The organism is Pantoea sp. 1B4, assembly GCF_016925765.1.
Lineage (GTDB): Bacteria > Pseudomonadota > Gammaproteobacteria > Enterobacterales > Enterobacteriaceae > Pantoea > Pantoea agglomerans.
In genome coordinates, this window is the sequence record NZ_JAEUWZ010000001.1 from 760,267 (window position 1) to 779,519 (window position 19,253).

Genomic DNA, 19,253 nt, shown 5'->3' on the forward strand with positions numbered 1-19,253 from the left:
TTCGCCGAAAGCTCGCGCCTGCCACCCCATCGCCAAAGACTCATTCACAGGAGGAGTTATGGCGATAATTCACTATGGCAAAAGCGTTTTTATAGGCAACGCACGTACTCGTCGCCACCGGCGGCGCCAACCTCTCAGCAGCCTGACACAGAGCATCGACGAGGCCCTGAACTTCCCAACTGAAACACCCACCCTGAGACGTGCAGAGCAAATCTGCCAGCGTCAGGTCGCCCCGCGCGTTGACCGCGCAATTACTGCACCCCGCGTCACCAGTCAGGAAACACCCAGTTTCGACAATTGCTGTCTTCCGCACGTTCATCTCTACGCCGTGAGCTGAAACGCGCAGAAAACGCATTTTTCCGTTCCGGCTAACTCTTCGCTTTCTCCAGTTCTCACTGGGCGCAATTTGCTGAATTACTGTTCAGTTTTGCTGCAGGGTCAGTAAGGCCTTCTGCTGCGCCGTGCTGAGTAATGATCAGCGAGCGTTATGTATTTCTTTTCACAAGGCTGAGTTGCTTTAACCCGTCATTGAGGAGTCGTTATGAGCCAGATAATCGCAGTACTGAATTTTGAAGAGGGGTATGTCGACACGCCCTATCTCGACACGCTGGGCTTTCCCACGGTGGCCGGCGGCATTCGCATTGGACCCAAGGGGGGCGTCTCTGAGTAATTACGCTTTCCGCGTGCCACGGCGCGTCGGTGATGTCTGGAAGCAGTGCATTCTTGAAAACAAAATTCAGGAGATGCAGGGCAGGGAGCTGCTGCGTAATGCGCTGGCGAAGTGCAACGACGCCCGCACCGACGTGCTGCTGAGCATGGCTTATCAGCTGGGCGTCGAGGGCGTCCTGCAGTTCAAAAACATGCTCAGCGCGATCGTGGCTGAACAGTTTAATGATGCGGCTGACGCGATGATGAACAGCCTCTGGGCCCGTCAGACGCCGGGCCGCGCCAGACGTCACGCGGAGATGATGCGCAGCGGAACCTATGCGGTTTACAGGGGGTTGCTATGAGAGGGTTGATGTTTCTCACCGCCGTGCTGACGGCAATCATCATTCTGCTGCTGCTGCAGCGCTTTACCACCCTCCAGTTTGTCGCTCATGCCCGCCTGCTTTTCAAAACCTGGTCTGTCTGGCTTGCGTCGCTGGGTTCCATGCTCAGCGCCTGGGCGCAGTCGTTTCCTTCGGCCGCCGTTGATGCCTGGAGTGCACTGCCCGAAGACGTTAAAGCGATTCTGCCGCACAACTACCTCGGGCTGGTGGGCGCCTTCATGGTGGCGATGGGGGTGATTGCACAATTTGTTCGTCAGAAAAACCTGCTCAATGCGAAGGAGCAGTCTGAAGGAGCGAAGCCATGACTCTGATTACCACCTTACTGGGCGGCAGTTGGCACTGGCTCGCCGCGCTGGCTGGCGTCATTGCGGCACTGGCCGCCAGTTATTTCGGCGGCAAGAAAATCGGCAAAGTGCAGCAAAAAGCGCGTTCTGACGTCGATAACGCGCAACAGGAGGCGTCCCGCGTCACCGCGGTGGCGCAACAGCAACAACATAACCGCGAGGAGGCTAACCGTGTGGCGACTGACAACCATAGCCTTGATGACGCTGCTGCTCGCGACAAGCTGCAGCAGTCGAAATACCACAAACCCTGAGCCGGTGGCGATCACCGACTCTGCCTGCGTACTTTTTCCCCTCTTTATACCTACGGCGATGACGCGCAAAAAAATGGACGTTCGTACGGTGCGCGCCATCAACACCCACAACGACATGTGGGACTCCCTTTGCGGCCATCCGGCTGCGGCTAAGTAGTGCGCTGATTTCAGCGCGATATCTCTATGATCCTGAGGAGGATTCTATGATCGAAGTTAACTCTTTTGCTGAACTGCGTACCACTGTTCCACCAAAATCAGGTGAAGTCGCGAGCCTTAAACGCTATTACGATAAGGACTCCAGCTTCCGTGGCGGCGCAGACTTTGTCGGTTTCCTCAGCACCACTCCGCTGAAAGATGATGGCGGTACGGTGGCGGTGGGTAACGGTTTCTACTGGAAGCGCACCATCAACGATCCCGCCGAAGTGAACATTCTGCACTTTGGCGCGAAAGGGGATGGCGTGACCGATGACACTGAAGCCTTTAAGCGGATGCTGGCATGGACACAGTCTTACAACGCCTACGCGAAAGCCATTCCGGTGCGTTTTCCGGGGGGCCGCTTCCTGATTTCACCTATCGATATCAGCGATACGGAGTTGTCGTTTTTTGGTCTGGCAGGCGATGATATGGAGCTCGGATCGGCACCGCGCACCACCATCATTTCTGACAAAAGCGCGAATACCGTGTTTAAGGTTAATGCGCGTCGAATCGTCATTAAAGGTATCTGCTGGCACGGACAGGCTAACGCCGGGACTGTCGACACCACAGCGAAAATCACCGTCACGCCTGAACAGTGCAGTAACACGCAGCCGTTCTTTGAAAATACCATTGTCGGAGGCCAGATCGTCAATATCTTCTGCTTCAAGGCGCAAAGTACCGGGGGGAACCGTCTTTAAGCTGCAGGATACGCTCGACAGTAAGTTCGATCAGATTTACAGCTCTAATACCTTTTCACGGGTGTTTGATGTCGGCTGGTCAAACACACCGAAGGGAAACTGGGACCACTCAACCGCCATTGAGCTGTGTAATGCCAACTTCCAGTCAGGCTATGGCGACGCGACGCTCTATATGCCGCGCGTCACACAGGGAGTGATGCGCAACGTCTGGATTGAGCACACGACTAACCCAGGAGATCTGTCGGATGGCGGCTGGAACATCGAAACGCTCAACATTGAAGATTGCGGCACGCCGCTCAATCTCAATAATGCCCGCGTGGTGATGCGTCATATCAACCTGCAGGCGGGGGGCGAAAATCACCAATGATCTGGCCGGAAGTAAGTGGTTATCGACCTTCGAATATGGCTATCGTCGGGATGAGAACTACGGCACGTTCATGACCGGTTCGCTGCGTGCCGGCTACTACAGCGGCTATAAAGTGGTGAACAACACCGATACCGACAACTGGTATCGGCTGGGGCAGCTCTATTTCCCGGCGCCTAACCAGCAATGGGTAATGGAGCTGATCGGGAAAGCGGATGCGACCACGCCCTCCGGCACCGCCGGTTCACCGGTAAATATGCCGGCTACAGGTAAAACCCTGATCAACCTCCAGCGACTGGAGACGGTCTGGGCGGATGCTTACCATATGGGTCAGCCTTCCGTGCTGGACATTCGTTATGGCCGGGTAGGGACCACCTATGCCGTAATCTGGGTCAAGCTGAGAGCGAACAGCGGCGAAACCATGTTCAACCTGAAGACGACCGGTCCGACCCGCTTCGATACCGGTTCCTGCTCGCTGTTCCAGGCTGATATGTCGGTGGTTACGGACATCACCAAAATCAGCAACCTGAAACCCGCTGCACGTTTTGGCATGCACAACGGGCTGGCGGGCATCGGGGCCAACGAAAAAGGGGTGGTTACGCTGGCTACTGCTGCGGGTACGCCGACTAATAAGACCGCTCCGACCGGTTTTGTGCTGATCAATATCAACGGCGTTGACCGTAAGGTTCCTTACTACGATTGATGATCGGCATGTTTTGGGCGAGGCTCCGGCCTCGCCCTTTTTTTGATCTGACATTATCTCCGCTTCTTTTTTACGTCGCCGGGAAAGTCACAGTTGCATTGTGAAGCCAGACAGTCTCCCTGACACAGCCTTTCGCCTTCATCCTCGTCAGCGGGCTGATTGCGATTAATTTGAATTACGGCTTGCGTCACTTTAAGAAGTGTGGCCTAATGAATCGTCGGTTTGATTAACAGACACTATCAAAGTAAGTAACCAAAGCAGTTCTCATCTCTAAGTTTGTCGCGAGACATCCCTTCTTTTTGAGTCTTCTCTTACGTTCTGATTAAAATCTGTTCTCAGGCCATTATGTATGCCGGAAGGCTCGATATATTAAGGATTTAAGCATGTCTAACAAAATTCGCGGTACCGTTAAATGGTTTAACGCAGAGAAAGGCTTCGGTTTCATTTCTCCTGCAGACGGCAGCAAAGATGTATTCGTACATTTCTCTGCAATCCAGGGCACCGATTTCCGTTCATTAGATGAAGGTCAGCAAGTTGAATTCACAGTAGAAAATGGCGCCAAAGGCCCAGCTGCTGCGAACGTTGTTGGTCTCTAAGGACTGAAAATTACTTTTAAATGTCCTCACTGTAGTGGCTCACAGTTTCGTACATCACATTTTGATGTTACAAGAGCCAACCCGCATGGAGCGAAATGCATTTTCTGCAAATCTGTCGTGGTTCAGGTGAACCTGGCAAGGATTGCAATTCAGAGCCAGCTTCGCGCTCTCTGATTAAGGCTAGTGAGCTTTATAGCGTTGTTGCATTTACAGTAATAAAAGGCTGCCTCTGGTAGCCTTTTTTGTTTCTGCGTTTCCTCCTTCTCAAACCTCACGCTTTATCCTCTTAACCTGCCTGTTTACTTTCACTTTCCCTGTTTAACTTTTACCGCTAACCGCTAACCGCTAACCGCTAACCGCTAACCGCTAACCGCTAACCGCTAACCGCTAACCGCTAACCGCTAACCGCTAACCGCTAACCGCTAACCGCTAACCGCTAACCGCTCTGTTGCCTGTAACCTATCCGCTCTTATCGTCACCATTCTTAAACTGGCCCGCCGAAGCAGGCCGTTGAGAGGGATTAACGCAGTACGGGTTGCAGTGAGAGCTTGCCGGTATTAAAGACGCTCATCGCCTGTGCCATACGCTCTGCCTGATCCTGCAGCGCTTGTGAGGCGGCTGACGCTTCCTGTACCAGCGCGGCGTTTTGCTGCGTTACCGCTTCCATCTGCGTAATCGCCTGATTGATTTCATTGATGCCGCTGCTCTGCTCGCTGCTTGCAATGGTGATTTCGCTCATGATGTTTGCCACGCTCTGCACGCTGTTCACTACTTCGCCGATAGTTGAACCGGCGTGTGTTACCAGCTTGCTGCCTTCATCGACTTTAGCGACGGAATCTTCAATCAGTACCTTAATCTCTTTGGCCGCTGAGGCTGAGCGCTGCGCCAGATTACGCACTTCACTCGCCACGACCGCAAAGCCACGACCCTGTTCACCCGCGCGTGCCGCTTCAACCGCGGCGTTCAGGGAGAGAATATTGGTCTGGAAGGCGATGGAGTCGATAACGCTGATGATATCGACAATTTTTCGTGAGGAGAGGGCGATCGCTTCCATCTTCTCAATGACCTGCTCCATCACCACGCCACCTTCACGCGCCACGCTGGAAGTGGTTGAAACCAGGTGATTGGCTTCACGCGCGTTGTCGGCATTGTGTTTCACGGTCGACGTCATCTGCTCCATGGCAGAGGCAGTCTCTTCCAGCGAACTGGCCTGCTGTTCGGTTCGGGTCGAAAGATCAAGGTTCCCGCTGGAGATCTGATTAGAGGCCACGGCAATAGTGTCGGAGCCGGTACGCACTTCGGTCACAATCGACAGCAGATTATCGTTCATTCGTTGCAGCGCCTGCATCAGGACGCCAGTTTCATCGCGTGAGGTCACCTGCATCTGTGAACTCAGATCGCCTGCGGCAACGCGTTCAGCAACGTCAACCGCTGCAACCAGCGGACGCACAATAGAACGGGTCAGGAAGTAGCCCAGCAGAATAGACGCCAGAATCGCCAGCGCGGAGAAAATCAGCGTAATGGAGATAGCTGACTGACCATTTTCCACAATACCCTGGCCTTCACTGCGCAGCTGTGCGTCCTGAGAGTTGGCAAAATCCACGGCATCCTGAAGGAATTTGTTCTGGGTGGCGGTCATCGATTTCAGGACATAGGTGCTGGCAGCCTCAAAATCGCCCGCTTTCACCAGGGTGATCAGCTCTGCTTTAACTTTCTCAAAAGCCAGGGAAGAGGCCAGCAGACCGGCGATCTTTTTCTTGCCGACCGGCGTGACCTGAATATCTTCGATCCTTTTCATTGCGCTGTTGGTGCGTTGCGTGGCTTCATCCAGCTGACCATAACGCTTCACATTCATTTCCGGACGTGTCGTGTCGATCACCATGCCGCGCAGGTATTTGATCTGATCGTTGACGCCATCGCGCACATCAAATGCCAGTCGTACTTTCACATAACGATCGTCAACGATCGAGGCGATCGCCGTATTAATGCTGTTAATCCTGGTTATGGATGTCACGCCAATCACTATCAGTAACGTCACAATAATACCGAAGGCTGCTGCGAGCCGCATTCCCACCTTCATATTCTTGATACTGAACATGTTCTCTTCCCCGTTTTATTATTAATCAATTTGTTAGCAACACTCAGGTTTCCTGCTGTTGTGCGCAGTGCCTTGCTGATGTCTGTGGTCACAGCCTCAGGCAAAAAAGGTGATCTCGCGCATACTGTTATCGGAGCACGAAGTTGTACCTTTAATAATTTTTAAGTAATAACGCCGGGTGAATAAATAGTCAGTAAAAATCATCAGAAACGGTTAAGTAATAACCAGAGGAAATTCAGACAAAAAAAAGGGCTGTCAGCAGTGATGCTGACAGCCCGATCCAGACAAGGATGAATGGATTCAGAAAACTAAGAAGTAGAGGCCTGTCCAGAACGCGACGCTTAACGTGACGGCGCTAATCCAGGCCAGCTGGCGTAAACGGCCACGCAGCACCTTTTGACGGGAAGGCGTAGCAGGTGCAGGCGTAACGGGTAAAGTTTCAATGTGCATAGTCGGTTCCTGATCAGGTCAGCCATTCCGCTGGCTAAAAAGTAAAAGCGTGCCGGGCATTCTTAGCGGCCCGCATTCGCTTAGCGGGCAGTGTCGAGAACGTTGAAAATCACGTCTGATAGCTCATTCAACTCAAACTTCGCCACATAACCGTCGGCACCCACTTTGCGCACGTGATCTTCGTTGGCGCTGCCAGAGAGTGAGGAGTGAATGACGACTGGCAGAGCCTTGAGGATCGGGTCACGCTTGATGTTGCGGGTCAGCGTAAAACCATCCATCTCTGGCATTTCCAGATCGGTCAGCACCAGGGCGATTTTGTCGTGAATCGATTCGCCGGCAGCCTGCGCTTCCTGGCTCATCAATTTAATTTTTTCCCAGGCATCCAGACCGGTGTTAAACATCAGCGCCGGAATGCCCATACTCTTCAGGCCCTGCTCCAGCAGCTGACGCGCGACTTTGGAATCTTCTGCCACAATCGCCACCGCACCTGGGCGGTAGTTGAAGGCACGCGGTCTGGCCGCTTCCGGTTCGACGCCGCGCACCGATGGGATGATGTCATACAGGATTTGCTCAACGTCCAGCACCATCGCCAGCTCGTTGCTCTGCTTGTCACTGTCCAGGCAGGCGATGCTGGTAATGTTGCGGCCGCCGATACCGGCTTCGGCGGTATGCACCTGGCTCCAGTCGAGACGCACAATGTTCTCAACTGACTCCACGGCAAACGCCTGGGTGTTACGGGCATACTCGGTGACCAGCAGCAGGTTAAGACCGGTTTCCGGCACACAACCCGCCACGGCAGGCAGGTCGATGACCGGAATGAACTGGCCACGAATACTTGCCATACCCAGCAGCGGCGAACGCATGCCTGCGGCTTTAGTGATAGTTGGCATCGGCACAATTTCACGCAGCTTGAAGACGTTAATGCCAAACAGTTCAGACTTGCCTTTCAGCTGATCGGAACCTAAGCGAAACAGCAGCAGCTCAAACTTGTTCGATAACGCGAGGTTCGCTCTCTCATCGATCTCTTTCTGAAAATTATCCATGGTTGCCTCTGCATTAACGCAGCTGGTGAAATAGGGTGTGAACAGGTTATCGGCAGCAAACAGAAAAAGGTGAGAAGAGAAGGGTGAAATAAAACGGACGCCAATTAATGTGCCAGGATTAACCCTGAAGGTTCAACATGGACACCTTTCCAATAAAGGAGTGTGAAATGAAAAAAGTGATTCTGGCGTCGTTGCTGATGATGATGAGTGCGGGTGTTTCGGCCGAAGAGGGCGGATACAAAGCGGGCGATACGCCGCCACCGCAACACAAGCAGGATGCCGGCTATAAAGGTTCAGAAGATACCGGTCAGACGCATATTGATCAGATCCGCGATTTCCGTCAGGACGGATATGTGACGCTGGAAGGTTACATCGTGAAGAAAGAGCAGGGCGAACGGTATCAGTTCCGTGACAACACCGGTACCTTACCGATTATCGCGCCGAAGAAGACCTTTGGTGGTAAAACCTACACCGCAGAAGACAAAGTACGCGTCAGTGGCAAGGTACAGGGTAAAGGGGATAAAACCACGCTGCATGTGACCCAAATCGAAGAGCCGTAACAAACCGGGCGAGGTAATTTCCTCGCCCGTTTTATTTAGTCCTTCAGCAGAATCGCCCGGCAGGTTTTGCCTTTGATTTTGCCCTGCTTGAGTTTCACCAGCGCATTTTTGGCCTGATTCGCCTCAATCGCCACGTAGGCGTGGGTCGGCGTAAGGACAATTTTGCCGATCTGCTCGGCACGATAACCCGCTTCACCCGTCAGCGCGCCCAGAATATCTCCCGGACGTATCTTGGCTTTACGGCCACCATCAATGCACAAAGTCATCATAGCTGCAGGCAGCGGCTTGCTGCTGCCCTTTTTCAGCGTGCTGGCAGAGACCCACGGCAGCTTCTGCTGCAGGAAATCTTCCAGCGCATGCGCGCGAGCCATCTCATCGGCAGCAACCAGGCTGACCGCAACGCCATGTTCGCCCGCACGCGCCGTACGACCAATGCGGTGCAGGTGGATTTCAGGATCCCAGGCGAGCTGATAGTTAACCACCATCGCCAGCGATTTGATGTCGAGTCCGCGTGCAGCGACGTCGGTGGCGACCAGCACGCGACCACTGCCGTTAGCGAAGCGGATCAGCACGCGTTCGCGATCGCGCTGCTCCAGATCGCCATGCAAAGGCAGGGCGCTGATATCACGCGCGTTAAGCGCCGCGGCGACATCATCACATTCACGTTTGGTGTTGCAGAAGACCACACAGGATGAGGGCTGACGATCGCTGAGCAGGGCTATCAGCAGACCCAGTTTTTCATTGTGGCTGGCTTCGAAAAACTGCTGATCGATTGAAGGCAGTTCGCTGACATCTTCTGTCACCACGCTCAGCGCATCACGCTGAAAGCGGGTGCTGATGGCCGTAATGCCGTCTGGCCAGGTGGCGGAAAAGAGCAGCGTCTGGCGCGAGGTGGGCGTCGCTTCAATGATCGTTTCCATATCATTCAGGAAACCCATCTCCAGCATCCGATCGGCTTCATCCAGTACCAGCGTGCTGAGCTGGTCCAGCTTGAGGTTTTCGCGGTTAATGTGGTCGAGGATACGACCCGGCGTGCCGACCACGATATGGGGCGGATGCACCAGCGAATCACGCTGTGCGCTCATCGGCTGTCCTCCACACAGAGTGAGAACTTTGATGTTGCGGGTGAAGCGCGCCAGCTGGCGCAGCACATTGCCTACCTGATCCGCCAGTTCACGGGTCGGACAGAGAATGAGTGCCTGGGTCTGAAAGCGGGCGCTGTCGATATGGTGCAGTAAACCAATACCAAAGGCAGCCGTTTTACCGCTGCCGGTTTTCGCCTGCGCGCGCACGTCGCGTCCCTGCAGAATGGCGGGCAGCGTAGCGGCCTGCACGGGCGTCATGCTGGTGTAGCCCATCTCGCGCAGGTTTTCGAGCTGCCTGTCGGGAAGCGAATTGAGGGTAGAAAAAGCGGTCACGGGCGCGGCCTCTGAGGCTGAAAGTGTAGGGCATTATTGCGGGGCAAGTCTGGCAGAAAGCACGCCTGACAGCAACGGGAACCTCGATGGTTAGCAGTATGAAACTATATCTGTCAGAGGGCTTAGGAATAGACTGAAGTTTACGGGAAAAAGGTGGTTTATTTTTATAGATTAACCCCGACTTAATGTGATTGTTCCAGAATGACGATCTTTTGAGGCCAGCGATTATTTGATAAGTAGCCGTTTTTAAATATTTATTTCATTGTTAATCAGATAAATCCTTAACTACTACTCCAGTAATAGAATTAATCATTAAAAAATATCACCACTAGTGCCGATAAAAATCCTGAGCTAATTGCTTTATATTTAGCGCGCCATATTCCTGGTACAACGACCGGTAGAGGGTATTTGCATTGAGTAATCGCATCCAGGGACCACATGAAAATGTGCTTAAAATAGTAGGCCGCGCCGTACTGACACTGCATGTTCATGGAGAGAGCTTATCGGCTGATAAGATCGCTTCGATGATTGCGTGTTATGCGGAAGATGAGCCCTGTGATCAGGAAGATCGTCGCTTATACGCGCTGGCAATGGAACTAATGTCGAATGATAAATGGGCCAAAAGCGCGTAACCCGCACTCCGCTCAGGTAAATGCAGAGCCTCCCTTGTGGAGGCTCTGTTGTTTTTGGGGGGAGTGGGTTTGCGTTGTGGGGCGGGTACTGGCTCCCGGCGCTTTAGGTAAGGTGATCGTCTGTAACCGGGCCGGAGCCGGCTCGATCTCTTCGAATTTGCTGAGAAGGCTCAGCGCGGGCGATTACGCACCTCATACCTGAGGTGCGCCCGAAGCCGGGCCAACGCTTTGCGTTGTTCAAAAATGCTCCCGGCGTTTTTGTCGGTGGCCCGTAATGCTTTGCTACAGGCATATGCTCCCTTCGCTTCACGTCCGGCAGATGCTTCCCGTTTCTGGACCGTCGCTGCTGGTAAACCACGGGCACTGAGAATCTATCAGCAATAAACAAGCTTAAAGCGCAGGGAAGCCGGTCAGAAAAGGAAAGCGTCCCGCGCCAGGGACGGCGCGGGCCGAGCGGCCATGGATGGCTTAAGCGCCTTTCCGATCTGACCGGTTTCCCTGAGCCGGCTCGATCTCTCCGCATTTGCTGAGAAGGCTCAGCGCGGGCGATTACGCACCTCATCCCTGAGGTGCGCCCGTAGCCGGGCCAACGCGTTGCGTTGTTCAAAAACGCTCCCGGCGTTTTTGTCCGCAGCCCTGCTGTTTCAGGCCGGGGCCAGCGCAAACACCGGTTTACCGCGCGAGAAGGTCGCGACGACTGGCGAAATCCGTGCCACGGCTTCGGCGGAACAGCTCGCCGCTACCAGCATCATGCTCGCTTCATCGCCCGGTACTGGCCACTGGCGGTCACCCTGGGCTGTCAGCGGCAGCCGATCGTCTGTGGCGATCGCCAGCGCCCGCGACAGCGAGAACTCATCCGATCCCTGATAGAGCTGCGCATAGAGATTCGCTTTTTCCAGCATGCTGCCGGTGCCAAACGGTGACCAGTGATCGATAACGCTGTCGGTGCCGGTCATCACCTTCACGCCCGCTGCCTGTAATTGCGGAATCGGCATGGTCAGCTTGCCGATCGGCAGCGTAGAGGCGACGCTGAACTGCTGCTCCGCCAGCCCTGCGATCATCTTATCCAGCGCACTACCGGACAGAGTCGCCAGCGCAAAACCGTGGCTCAGCGTCACTTTGCCCTTCAGCGCCGGATTCTTTGCCACGGTGTCAATCATGTACTGAATCGCCGCCACGCCAGCGGGTGAGGTTTCATGCAGATGTATATCCACGCCGCGCTGATAGTCGAGCGCAATCTGGAACATCGCATCCAGTGACTTCTCCATGGCACCATCGACATTGGTGGGGTCCAGGCCGCCGACATACTCAACGCCGTGCTGCATCGCCTCGCGCATCAGCCCATCGACCTGCGAGTGCAGCAGGCCATGTTGGGGAAAGGCTACAATCTCGCAGGGAAAGGCGGGGTGACGGGCTAATGCCGCCTGCAGATGCTCCAGACTTTGCAGGCCGCTGACCGGATCGATATTGCAATGGCTGCGGGCGCGGGTGGTGCCTTTGGCGTGCAGCAGGGCGATCAACCCTTCGGCGCGCGCCTGAGAGTGCGGTAGCAGTTGCGGAATCAGCACCTGTTCACGCGCAATCATGTCCATGATGGTTTTGCCCTGACGGGGACGCGGAGCCTGCCACGGGCCGCCGTAGAAGGTTTTATCAAGGTGGATATGCATATCCTGGGTGGCGGGCAGCAGCAGGGCATCCTGTGCATCCCACGACGGCAGGGTGCTGTCACCCTGACCCGCGGGTGTCAGCTGGTCAATTTTACCGTCGCGCACGCTGATGTCGTAACGCCCGGTGCGGGTCGCAACGATCTCATCATCCTCACGGATAAAGCCCTCCTCCAGCCGCACATTGCGCAGCAGATAGTGATCCTGCCGGGGCAGGGCGGCGGGCTGGTCGGGATTGATGGAGGACAAAGGTGATGGCGTGGCGGCACTGGCCTGGCCGAGACCGGCGGCCAGCAAGCCGCCTGCGGCGGTCCAGCGGACGCCCTGCCCAAGGAAATCACGACGGCTCGGCGAAGAGGAAATAGGCATCAGAGGCTCCTGCAAAGTGAACAAGGTCTTAATCTGACAAACGACGCTCCACCCTGCTGCGTTATTTTCCACTGACGACTATTCGATATCTCACTGCCAGCGCAGCTGGCTGAAGGTTGCCAGGGATTCCGCCAGCTCGCGCTGCAGCGGATCCTGCGGATGACGACAGAACAGCGCCAGTTCGAAGGTATCAATCACCGGCAGACCCTGTTCCGGGCCCAGTACCCGATGTTGCGGCAGGCGGCAGCTGGCGGGCAGTAATGTCAGCCCCAGACCCTGCGCACTGGCGGCGGCCAGCGCGACCAGGCTGGCGCTGCTGTAACTAATGCGCCAGCTACGGCCCAGTGCGTCGAGCGTCTGACACACCTCATCGCGATAGAGCCCCTGCTGGGGAAACAGCACCAGCGGTACCGGCGTCTGCTCAAAGCAGGGCCACTCTGCGCTATCGAGCCACAGCAGGGGTTCAGGACGCGACGCCAGCGGACGCTCGCCAGCGGGCTGTTTAATCAGCATGATATCGAGCTCTTCACGCTGCCAGGCGCGACGCAGCTCCACCTGCATGCCGCTCATCACGTCCAGCCGAAGTTGCGGATGGTCGCGACTGAAGTGCGCCAGCAGACCGGCCGTGGGCGCGGCGAAATCTTCCGGCACGCCAAGACGCAGCACACCGTCGCGCCACTGGTCACTCAGCACATCGTGCGCTTCCCCATTCAGGGCGATAATCCGCCGGGCGTAGCCTAAAAGCTTCTCGCCCTCTTCGGTGATCTGCACCTGATGCGAGGAGCGGTTGAGCAGCTCTTTGCCGACCATTTCCTCCAGCCGTCGCACCTGCTGGCTGACGGTGGACTGCGACAGGTGCACCCGGTCGGCGGCGCGGGTAAAGCTGGCGGTTTCGCATACCGCGACAAAGCTGAGCAGCTGTTGCGGGGTAAACATCGGCTGACGATTCATATTTCCACTACCTGGCAGAGTAATATTTCATTTCCAGATAGTAACGACTGCTGCCAGGCTGGCAACTTTTAACTGTGTGGATCTCAGATGAAGAGAGAGAACAACCTGCTGCTGGCGGCGCTGGTGTTAGCCGGGCTCAATATGCGACCGCTGATGACCTCGGTCAGTCCGTTACTCGGCGAGCTGCGTCAGAGCATCGGTCTGTCGCCGCTGGCGGCATCGCTGTTGCCTGCGGTGCCGATGATGATGATGGGTGCCATTGCATTAGTCAGCGCCCCGCTGATGCAGCGCTTTGCGGTGCGTAAACTGCTGCTGGGTGGCCTGGTGCTGCTGTTGCTGGCGCTGGTGAGTCGGCTGTTTGTGGCTGACGGAGGCTGGCTGGTGCTGAGTACTGTGCCGGGAGGGGCGGGCATTGGCATTGTGCAGATGGCGATGCCGGGATTGATCCGTCAGCGATTTGGCAGCCGCAGTGCCGGCGTGACCGGACTGTGGGCAGCGGCGCTGATGGGCGGCGGTGGGATTGGCGCGGCGATCTCGCCGTGGCTGAATGGGCAGCTTGGCTGGCAGGGCGCGCTGAGCAGCTGGGCGCTGCCGGTGGTGCTGGCCATCCTGCTCTGGCTGTTTATCACCACCCCACGTGCAACCCGGACAGAGGCCGCCGCTCTGCCTTCGCTGTGGCGGAAAACCCGCGCCTGGACGCTGGCGTTGAGCTTCGGTCTGGTGAACGGCGGATATGCCATCTGTGTCGCCTGGCTGCCCGATTTTTATCATCAACTCGGCTGGAGCGCGCAGGCGGGCGGTTCACTGCTTGGCATGATGATCGGCTGTCAGGTCACGGGTGCGCTGCTGCTGCCCTTGCTGGCGCGGGGCCGCGATCGCCGTCCGCTGCTGCTGCTGACACTGGCGATGCAGTTCAGCGGCATGCTCGGTTTCCTGTTTGCGCCACAACTGGCGCCGTGGCTCTGGGCGGGGATTGCGGGCTTCGGGCTGGGCGGGGCATTTCCGCTGGCGCTGGTGCTGGCGCTGGATCATCTGGAGCAGCCGCAGGCTGGCGCGCGGCTGGTGGCTTTTATGCAGGGCGTCGGCTTTATTATCGCAGGCAGCATGCCGTTTATCGCGGGGCAGTTGCATGCGCTCACCGGTCACTTCACCAGCGTCTGGTTATTGCAGGCGGCGGTCACGCTGCTGTTAATCGTGCTTAATCTGCGTTTCCATCCGCGCAGCTATCAGCACGCCTTTCCTGAGGTGAATCGCTGATTTTGGTCCGACCAATCCCGGCAATATTTTTCTCTGGTTCACACTCCGGGAAAATTCGCGCATCTTCTGTTGCCACAGGTTAACAATGCGTTAACTATCTGTTGCCATAAGCCCCGATACAGCGGTTTGGTCTGACCAATCCGGGGCAGATGGCACCAGCGCTGCGGCTGCGTGCCACGTCACCTTTTCCTCTGGAGATACTGGCATGCAGATCTGGCAACAAAACTACGATCCGCTGGGTAATATCTGGCTTTCAAGCCTGATCGCACTGATCCCGATTCTCTTTTTCTTCTTTGCGCTGATTAAGCTGAAAATGAAAGGCTACCTGGCGGCCACCACCACCGTGGTGCTGGCGCTGCTGGTGGCGCTGTTTCTCTATCAGATGCCGGTTGCACAGGCGCTGGCCGCCGTGGTGTATGGCTTTCTCTATGGCTTGTGGCCGATTGCCTGGATTATTGTCGCCGCGGTGTTCGTCTACAAGATCTCAGTCAAAACCGGCCAGTTCGACATTATCCGCGCCTCTATCCTGTCGATTACTCCCGATCAGCGTCTGCAGATGCTGATTGTCGGCTTCTCGTTCGGAGCGTTTCTGGAAGGGGCTGCGGGCTTTGGTGCGCCGGTGGCGATTACCGCCGCGCTGCTGGTGGGACTCGGCTTTAATCCGCTCTACGCCGCCGGGCTCTGCCTGATTGTGAACACCGCGCCGGTGGCCTTTGGCGCGATGGGCATCCCGATTATTGTGGCGGGGCAGGTGACCGGGCTGGACAGTTTTGCCATCGGCCAGATGGCCGGACGCCAGCTGCCGCTGCTGACCCTGATTGTGCTGTTCTGGATTATGGCGATCATGGATGGCTGGCGCGGAGTGAAAGAGACCTGGCCGGCGGTGGTCGTGGCAGGGGGGATCGTTTGCCATTGCCCAGTTCCTCAGCTCCAACTTCCTGGGTCCGGAGCTGCCCGATATTATCTCGTCGCTCGCCTCGCTGATTTCGCTGACGCTGTTCCTGCGGGTCTGGAAGCCGGTGCGCATCTTCCGCTTTGCCGATGCAGAGGCGAAACAGGGCGATCCGTTGCTGCCACCGCAGAAGTATCGGCTGGGGCAGGTGATCCGCGCCTGGATGCCGTTCCTGTTTCTCACCGCCACCGTCACGCTCTGGAGTATCCCGCCGTTTAAAGCGCTGTTCGCCAAAGGCGGTGCGCTCTATGAGTGGGTGCTGGCTATGCCGGTGCCGATGCTGAATGAGCTGGTGGCGCGGATGCCGCCCGTGGTCGGCACTGCAACCCCTTATCCGGCCATCTTTAAGCTGGATCTGGTGTCCGCCACCGGCACCGCCATTTTAATTGCGGCGATCATGGCGATGATTTTCCTGCGCATGAAGCCAAAGGCGGCATTGCAGACTTTTGGTGAAACGCTGAAAGAGCTGGCGCTGCCGATCTACTCTATCGGGATGGTACTGGCCTTTGCTTTTATCTCGAATTACTCCGGGCTGTCTGCGACGCTGGCACTGGCGCTGGCGCACACCGGCCACGCTTTTACCTTCTTCTCACCGTTCCTGGGCTGGCTGGGCGTCTTCCTGACCGGATCAGACACCTCATCGAATGCGCTGTTTGCTGCTTTACAGGCCACGACCGCGCAGCAGATTGGCGTCTCCGATATTCTGCTGGTGGCGGCCAACACCACCGGTGGCGTGACCGGTAAGATGATCTCGCCGCAGTCGATCGCTATCGCCTGTGCGGCGGTCGGGCTGGTGGGTAAAGAGTCCGACCTGTTCCGGTTTACCGTTAAACACAGCCTGATTTTCACCTGTATGGTCGGTGTGATAACCACGCTTCAGGCCTACGTCTTCCCCTGGATGATCCCATGAGCAGCAATGCCGATCCGCTGGTGACGCGCCTGCGGGCCTATATCACCGAACATCAGCTCGAGCCGGGCATGCGCCTGCCCGCCGAGCGGCAGCTCTCTGCGGAGCTTGGCGTCTCGCGCTCCTCGCTGCGTGAAGCCATACAACAGTTGATCAGCAACGGCATGCTGATTAGCCGACGCGGCGGCGGCACCTGGATCCGTCAGCAGCTGGCGCCCTGGTCGGAACAGCGCATCGTCGAGCCGATTCGCCAGCTACTGCGCGACGATCCCGACTACCGCTACGACATTCTGGAAGCGCGCCATGCCATCGAGGCCAGCACCGCCTGGCACGCCGCACTGCGCGCCACCGATGCCGACAAAGAGAAGCTGCAGTACGCTTTCGACGCCACCCTGAAGCTGAAAGAGAGTGACGATCCCGATCTCGCCGCCCAGGCTGATGTGCGCTTCCATCTGGCGATTGCCGAGGCGTCGCACAACGTGGTGCTGCTGCAGACCATGCGTGGTTTTTTTGAGCTGCTGCAATCGTCGGTGATGCAGAGCCGTCAGCGCATGTATACCCAGCCCGCGATTTTCGCCCGCCTGACTGAACAGCATCAGGCGCTGCTCGATGCGATCCTCACGGGCGATGCCGACGCTGCGCGCCAGGCGGCGATGCAGCATCTGGGATTTGTGCACACCACCATGAAAAGCCTGCATGAAGATGAAGCGCGTCAGGCGCGCATCACCCGCTTACCGGATAACGACACACGCAACCCAAAGGAATCTGACTGATGATTATCTCCGCTGCCAGTGACTATCGCGCGGCCGCGCAACGTATCCTGCCGCCGTTCCTGTTTCACTATCTTGATGGCGGTGCCTATGCCGAGCACACCCTGCGTCGCAACGTAGAGGATCTCTCGGATGTGGCGCTGCGCCAGCGCATTCTGAAAAATATGTCGGAACTGAGTCTTGAAACCAAACTGTTCAATGAAACCCTGTCGATGCCGGTTGCGCTGGCACCGGTCGGCCTGTGCGGCATGTATGCCCGCCGGGGTGAAGTACAGGCGGCGCGCGCGGCAGACCTGAAAGGCATTCCGTTTACCCTGTCGACGGTCTCGGTCTGCCCGATCGAAGAGGTGGCCCCGCAGATTAAGCGCCCCATGTGGTTCCAGCTCTATGTGCTGCGTGACCGCGGCTTTATGCGCAATGCGCTGGAGCGCGCCAAAGCCGCCGGTTGCTCCACGCTGGTGTTTACCGTGGATATGCCCACGCCGGGTGCGCGCTATCGCGATGCGCACTCCGGGATGAGCGGCAATCATGCGGCGCTGCGTCGTTACTGGCAGGCGGTCACCCATCCACAGTGGGCGCTGGATGTGGGTCTGCAGGGGCGCCCTCACGATCTGGGGAATATCTCCACGTATCTGGGCAAGCCTACCGGGCTGGAAGATTACATCGGCTGGCTGGCGAATAATTTCGATCCCTCTATCTCGTGGCGCGATCTGGAGTGGATCCGCGAGTTCTGGGATGGACCGATGGTGATCAAGGGCATTCTCGATCCGGAAGATGCGCGTGATGCGGTGCGCTTTGGCGCCGATGGCATCGTGGTCTCTAATCACGGCGGACGCCAGCTGGATGGCGTGCTCTCCTCGGCGCGTGCGCTACCGGCCATTGCCGATGCGGTAAAAGGTGACATCGCCATTCTGGCGGACAGTGGCATTCGCAACGGGCTGGATGTGGTGCGGATGATTGCGCTGGGGGCAGACAGCGTGCTGCTGGGACGGGCATTTATCTATGCGCTGGCAACCCACGGTCAGCGCGGCGTAGAAAACCTGCTGACGCTGATTGAAAAAGAGATGCGCGTTGCCATGACCCTCACCGGCGCGAAGTCGATCGGTGAAATTACCCGCGATTCGCTGGTGCAGGCGGAAGCGTTACTGGCACCGCAGAGCACACCGCCACGTCCCCGCGCGGTGAGTTGAGCCTGCGAAAATGAATGTATTGTCTATACTTAGCTTCTTTACCAACAGGAGGAACGACATGACTATTCATAAGAAAGGTTCGGCGCATTGGGAAGGCGATATCAAAGGCAAAGGCACCGTCAGCACCGAGAGCGGCGTGCTGAGCCAGCAGCCTTATGGCTTTAACACCCGTTTTGAAGGCGGCAAAGGCACCAACCCGGAAGAACTGATTGGTGCAGCGCATGCAGCCTGTTTCTCTATGGCGCTGTCGCTGATGCTGGGCAACGCAGGTCATCCACCGGAAAGCATTGATACCACGGCCGACGTGTCGCTGGACAAAAAAGGCGATGGCTTTGCCATCACCAAAGTGGCACTGACCAGCACCATCTCTCTGCCAGGCATTGATGAGTCGACCTTCGACGAGATCATCAATAAAGCCAAAGCGGGCTGCCCGGTTTCTCAGGTACTGAACGCGGAAATTACGCTGGATTACACCCTGAACAACTGATGCCGGTAACGGGTCGCCTTTTGGCGGCCCGGGCGTTATGCTATGCCTCACCGGTCCTGTTGCTGACCGGAACAGATGCGCCTTCTGGCGCATCTTCGCTTTCTGACCAGAGGAAACTGAGGTGACGAGATACCGGGCAGCCAAAAAATACTGGAAGATGGTGCTGGTTCTGTTGTGCATCTGTGGCGCGCTGCTGCTGATTCGCTGGGCTGCCATGATCTGGGCCTGAACAGATGAAGGGGATTGGCCGCCACACGCTGGGCATATTATTAATGGTGATTATTGTGCTGGAAGCGGTTCACTAT

At 56.7% G+C, this 19,253-nt stretch carries 17 protein-coding genes and 3 pseudogenes; 14 read left to right on the plus strand and 6 right to left on the minus strand.

Features of this window, described 5'->3' with window-relative positions; genetic code table 11:
• The first annotated feature begins 58 nt into the window (after positions 1 to 58).
• From JNO11_RS24755 to JNO11_RS03530, 7 genes and pseudogenes are all read left to right on the plus strand, one after another.
• Positions 59 to 337 carry a hypothetical protein gene (locus JNO11_RS24755; RefSeq protein WP_071785064.1) on the plus strand — a complete coding sequence of 93 codons (279 nt, stop codon included), beginning with the start codon at positions 59 to 61 and terminating at the stop codon, positions 335 to 337.
• Between the two features lie 204 nt (positions 338 to 541).
• A pseudogene (locus tag JNO11_RS03505) lies at positions 542 to 1,010 on the plus strand (glycoside hydrolase family protein).
• Positions 1,007 to 1,354, plus strand: coding sequence for a hypothetical protein (locus JNO11_RS03510; protein ID WP_061901722.1), 348 nt, complete (start codon positions 1,007 to 1,009; stop codon positions 1,352 to 1,354). Before JNO11_RS03505 ends, JNO11_RS03510 begins: the two are co-directional and overlap by 4 nt.
• Positions 1,351 to 1,644 carry a hypothetical protein gene (locus tag JNO11_RS03515; protein WP_033766602.1) on the plus strand — a complete coding sequence of 98 codons (294 nt, stop codon included), beginning with the start codon at positions 1,351 to 1,353 and terminating at the stop codon, positions 1,642 to 1,644. The genes JNO11_RS03510 and JNO11_RS03515 overlap by 4 nt, the downstream gene beginning before the upstream one ends.
• Positions 1,645 to 1,847: 203 nt before the next feature.
• Positions 1,848 to 3,604: pseudogene (locus JNO11_RS03520) on the plus strand (glycosyl hydrolase family 28-related protein).
• 383 nt (positions 3,605 to 3,987) lie between these two features.
• Positions 3,988 to 4,200: a cold-shock protein gene (locus JNO11_RS03525; protein ID WP_003854408.1), complete on the plus strand. Its 213-nt coding sequence runs from the start codon at positions 3,988 to 3,990 to the stop codon at positions 4,198 to 4,200.
• Between the two features lie 3 nt (positions 4,201 to 4,203).
• The gene (locus JNO11_RS03530; RefSeq protein ID WP_085978710.1) at positions 4,204 to 4,374 is read left to right on the plus strand and encodes a cold-shock protein; all 171 of its coding nucleotides are present in this window, start codon (positions 4,204 to 4,206) and stop codon (positions 4,372 to 4,374) included.
• A 346-nt stretch (positions 4,375 to 4,720) separates the two neighbouring features.
• On the opposite strand, the gene JNO11_RS03535 is transcribed toward JNO11_RS03530, so the two are convergent.
• The 3 genes from JNO11_RS03535 to JNO11_RS03545 form a co-directional block, all read right to left on the minus strand.
• Complete coding sequence (locus JNO11_RS03535; RefSeq protein WP_325176926.1) at positions 4,721 to 6,298, minus strand: methyl-accepting chemotaxis protein; 1,578 nt, start codon at positions 6,296 to 6,298, stop codon at positions 4,721 to 4,723.
• Between the two features lie 300 nt (positions 6,299 to 6,598).
• Positions 6,599 to 6,748 (minus strand): hypothetical protein, encoded by a 150-nt coding sequence (locus tag JNO11_RS03540; protein ID WP_022625169.1) that lies wholly within the window; start codon positions 6,746 to 6,748, stop codon positions 6,599 to 6,601.
• A gap of 80 nt (positions 6,749 to 6,828) precedes the next feature.
• On the minus strand, positions 6,829 to 7,791 hold the full coding sequence (locus JNO11_RS03545; RefSeq protein ID WP_010255217.1) for a chemotaxis protein: 963 nt from the start codon (positions 7,789 to 7,791) through the stop codon (positions 6,829 to 6,831).
• Positions 7,792 to 7,958: 167 nt separating this feature from the next.
• On the opposite strand from JNO11_RS03545, the gene JNO11_RS03550 reads away from it, so the two are divergent.
• On the plus strand, positions 7,959 to 8,351 hold the full coding sequence (locus JNO11_RS03550) for a NirD/YgiW/YdeI family stress tolerance protein (protein WP_325176927.1): 393 nt from the start codon (positions 7,959 to 7,961) through the stop codon (positions 8,349 to 8,351).
• A gap of 35 nt (positions 8,352 to 8,386) precedes the next feature.
• On the opposite strand, the gene dbpA is transcribed toward JNO11_RS03550, so the two are convergent.
• From dbpA to JNO11_RS03565, 3 genes are all read right to left on the minus strand, one after another.
• The gene (gene dbpA / locus JNO11_RS03555) at positions 8,387 to 9,769 is read right to left on the minus strand and encodes an ATP-dependent RNA helicase DbpA (RefSeq protein WP_325176928.1); all 1,383 of its coding nucleotides are present in this window, start codon (positions 9,767 to 9,769) and stop codon (positions 8,387 to 8,389) included.
• A gap of 1,276 nt (positions 9,770 to 11,045) precedes the next feature.
• A complete protein-coding gene (locus JNO11_RS03560) occupies positions 11,046 to 12,434 on the minus strand; it encodes an amidohydrolase (protein WP_325176929.1) in 1,389 nt (462 codons plus the stop codon).
• Between the two features lie 90 nt (positions 12,435 to 12,524).
• Entirely contained in the window at positions 12,525 to 13,385 is an 861-nt protein-coding gene (locus tag JNO11_RS03565; protein ID WP_010255227.1) for a LysR family transcriptional regulator, read from the minus strand.
• 87 nt (positions 13,386 to 13,472) lie between these two features.
• Here JNO11_RS03565 and JNO11_RS03570 point away from each other — a divergent pair, with 87 nt between their 5' ends.
• The 6 genes and pseudogenes from JNO11_RS03570 (at position 13,473) to yniD (ending at position 19,177) form a co-directional block, all read left to right on the plus strand.
• Complete coding sequence (locus JNO11_RS03570) at positions 13,473 to 14,642, plus strand: cyanate transporter (RefSeq protein WP_045140740.1); 1,170 nt, start codon at positions 13,473 to 13,475, stop codon at positions 14,640 to 14,642.
• 205 nt (positions 14,643 to 14,847) lie between these two features.
• Positions 14,848 to 16,504 (plus strand): annotated as a pseudogene (lldP, locus tag JNO11_RS03575) (L-lactate permease).
• The gene (gene lldR, locus JNO11_RS03580; protein ID WP_010255231.1) at positions 16,501 to 17,274 is read left to right on the plus strand and encodes a transcriptional regulator LldR; all 774 of its coding nucleotides are present in this window, start codon (positions 16,501 to 16,503) and stop codon (positions 17,272 to 17,274) included. Before lldP ends, lldR begins: the two are co-directional and overlap by 4 nt.
• Positions 17,274 to 18,461 carry an FMN-dependent L-lactate dehydrogenase LldD gene (gene lldD, locus JNO11_RS03585; protein ID WP_022625165.1) on the plus strand — a complete coding sequence of 396 codons (1,188 nt, stop codon included), beginning with the start codon at positions 17,274 to 17,276 and terminating at the stop codon, positions 18,459 to 18,461. Before lldR ends, lldD begins: the two co-directional genes overlap by 1 nt.
• Before the next feature lie 58 nt (positions 18,462 to 18,519).
• Positions 18,520 to 18,948 carry an OsmC family protein gene (locus tag JNO11_RS03590; RefSeq protein WP_022625164.1) on the plus strand — a complete coding sequence of 143 codons (429 nt, stop codon included), beginning with the start codon at positions 18,520 to 18,522 and terminating at the stop codon, positions 18,946 to 18,948.
• A 121-nt stretch (positions 18,949 to 19,069) separates the two neighbouring features.
• Positions 19,070 to 19,177 carry a small membrane protein YniD gene (yniD, locus tag JNO11_RS03595; protein WP_022625163.1) on the plus strand — a complete coding sequence of 36 codons (108 nt, stop codon included), beginning with the start codon at positions 19,070 to 19,072 and terminating at the stop codon, positions 19,175 to 19,177.
• The last annotated feature ends 76 nt before the right edge of the window (positions 19,178 to 19,253 follow it).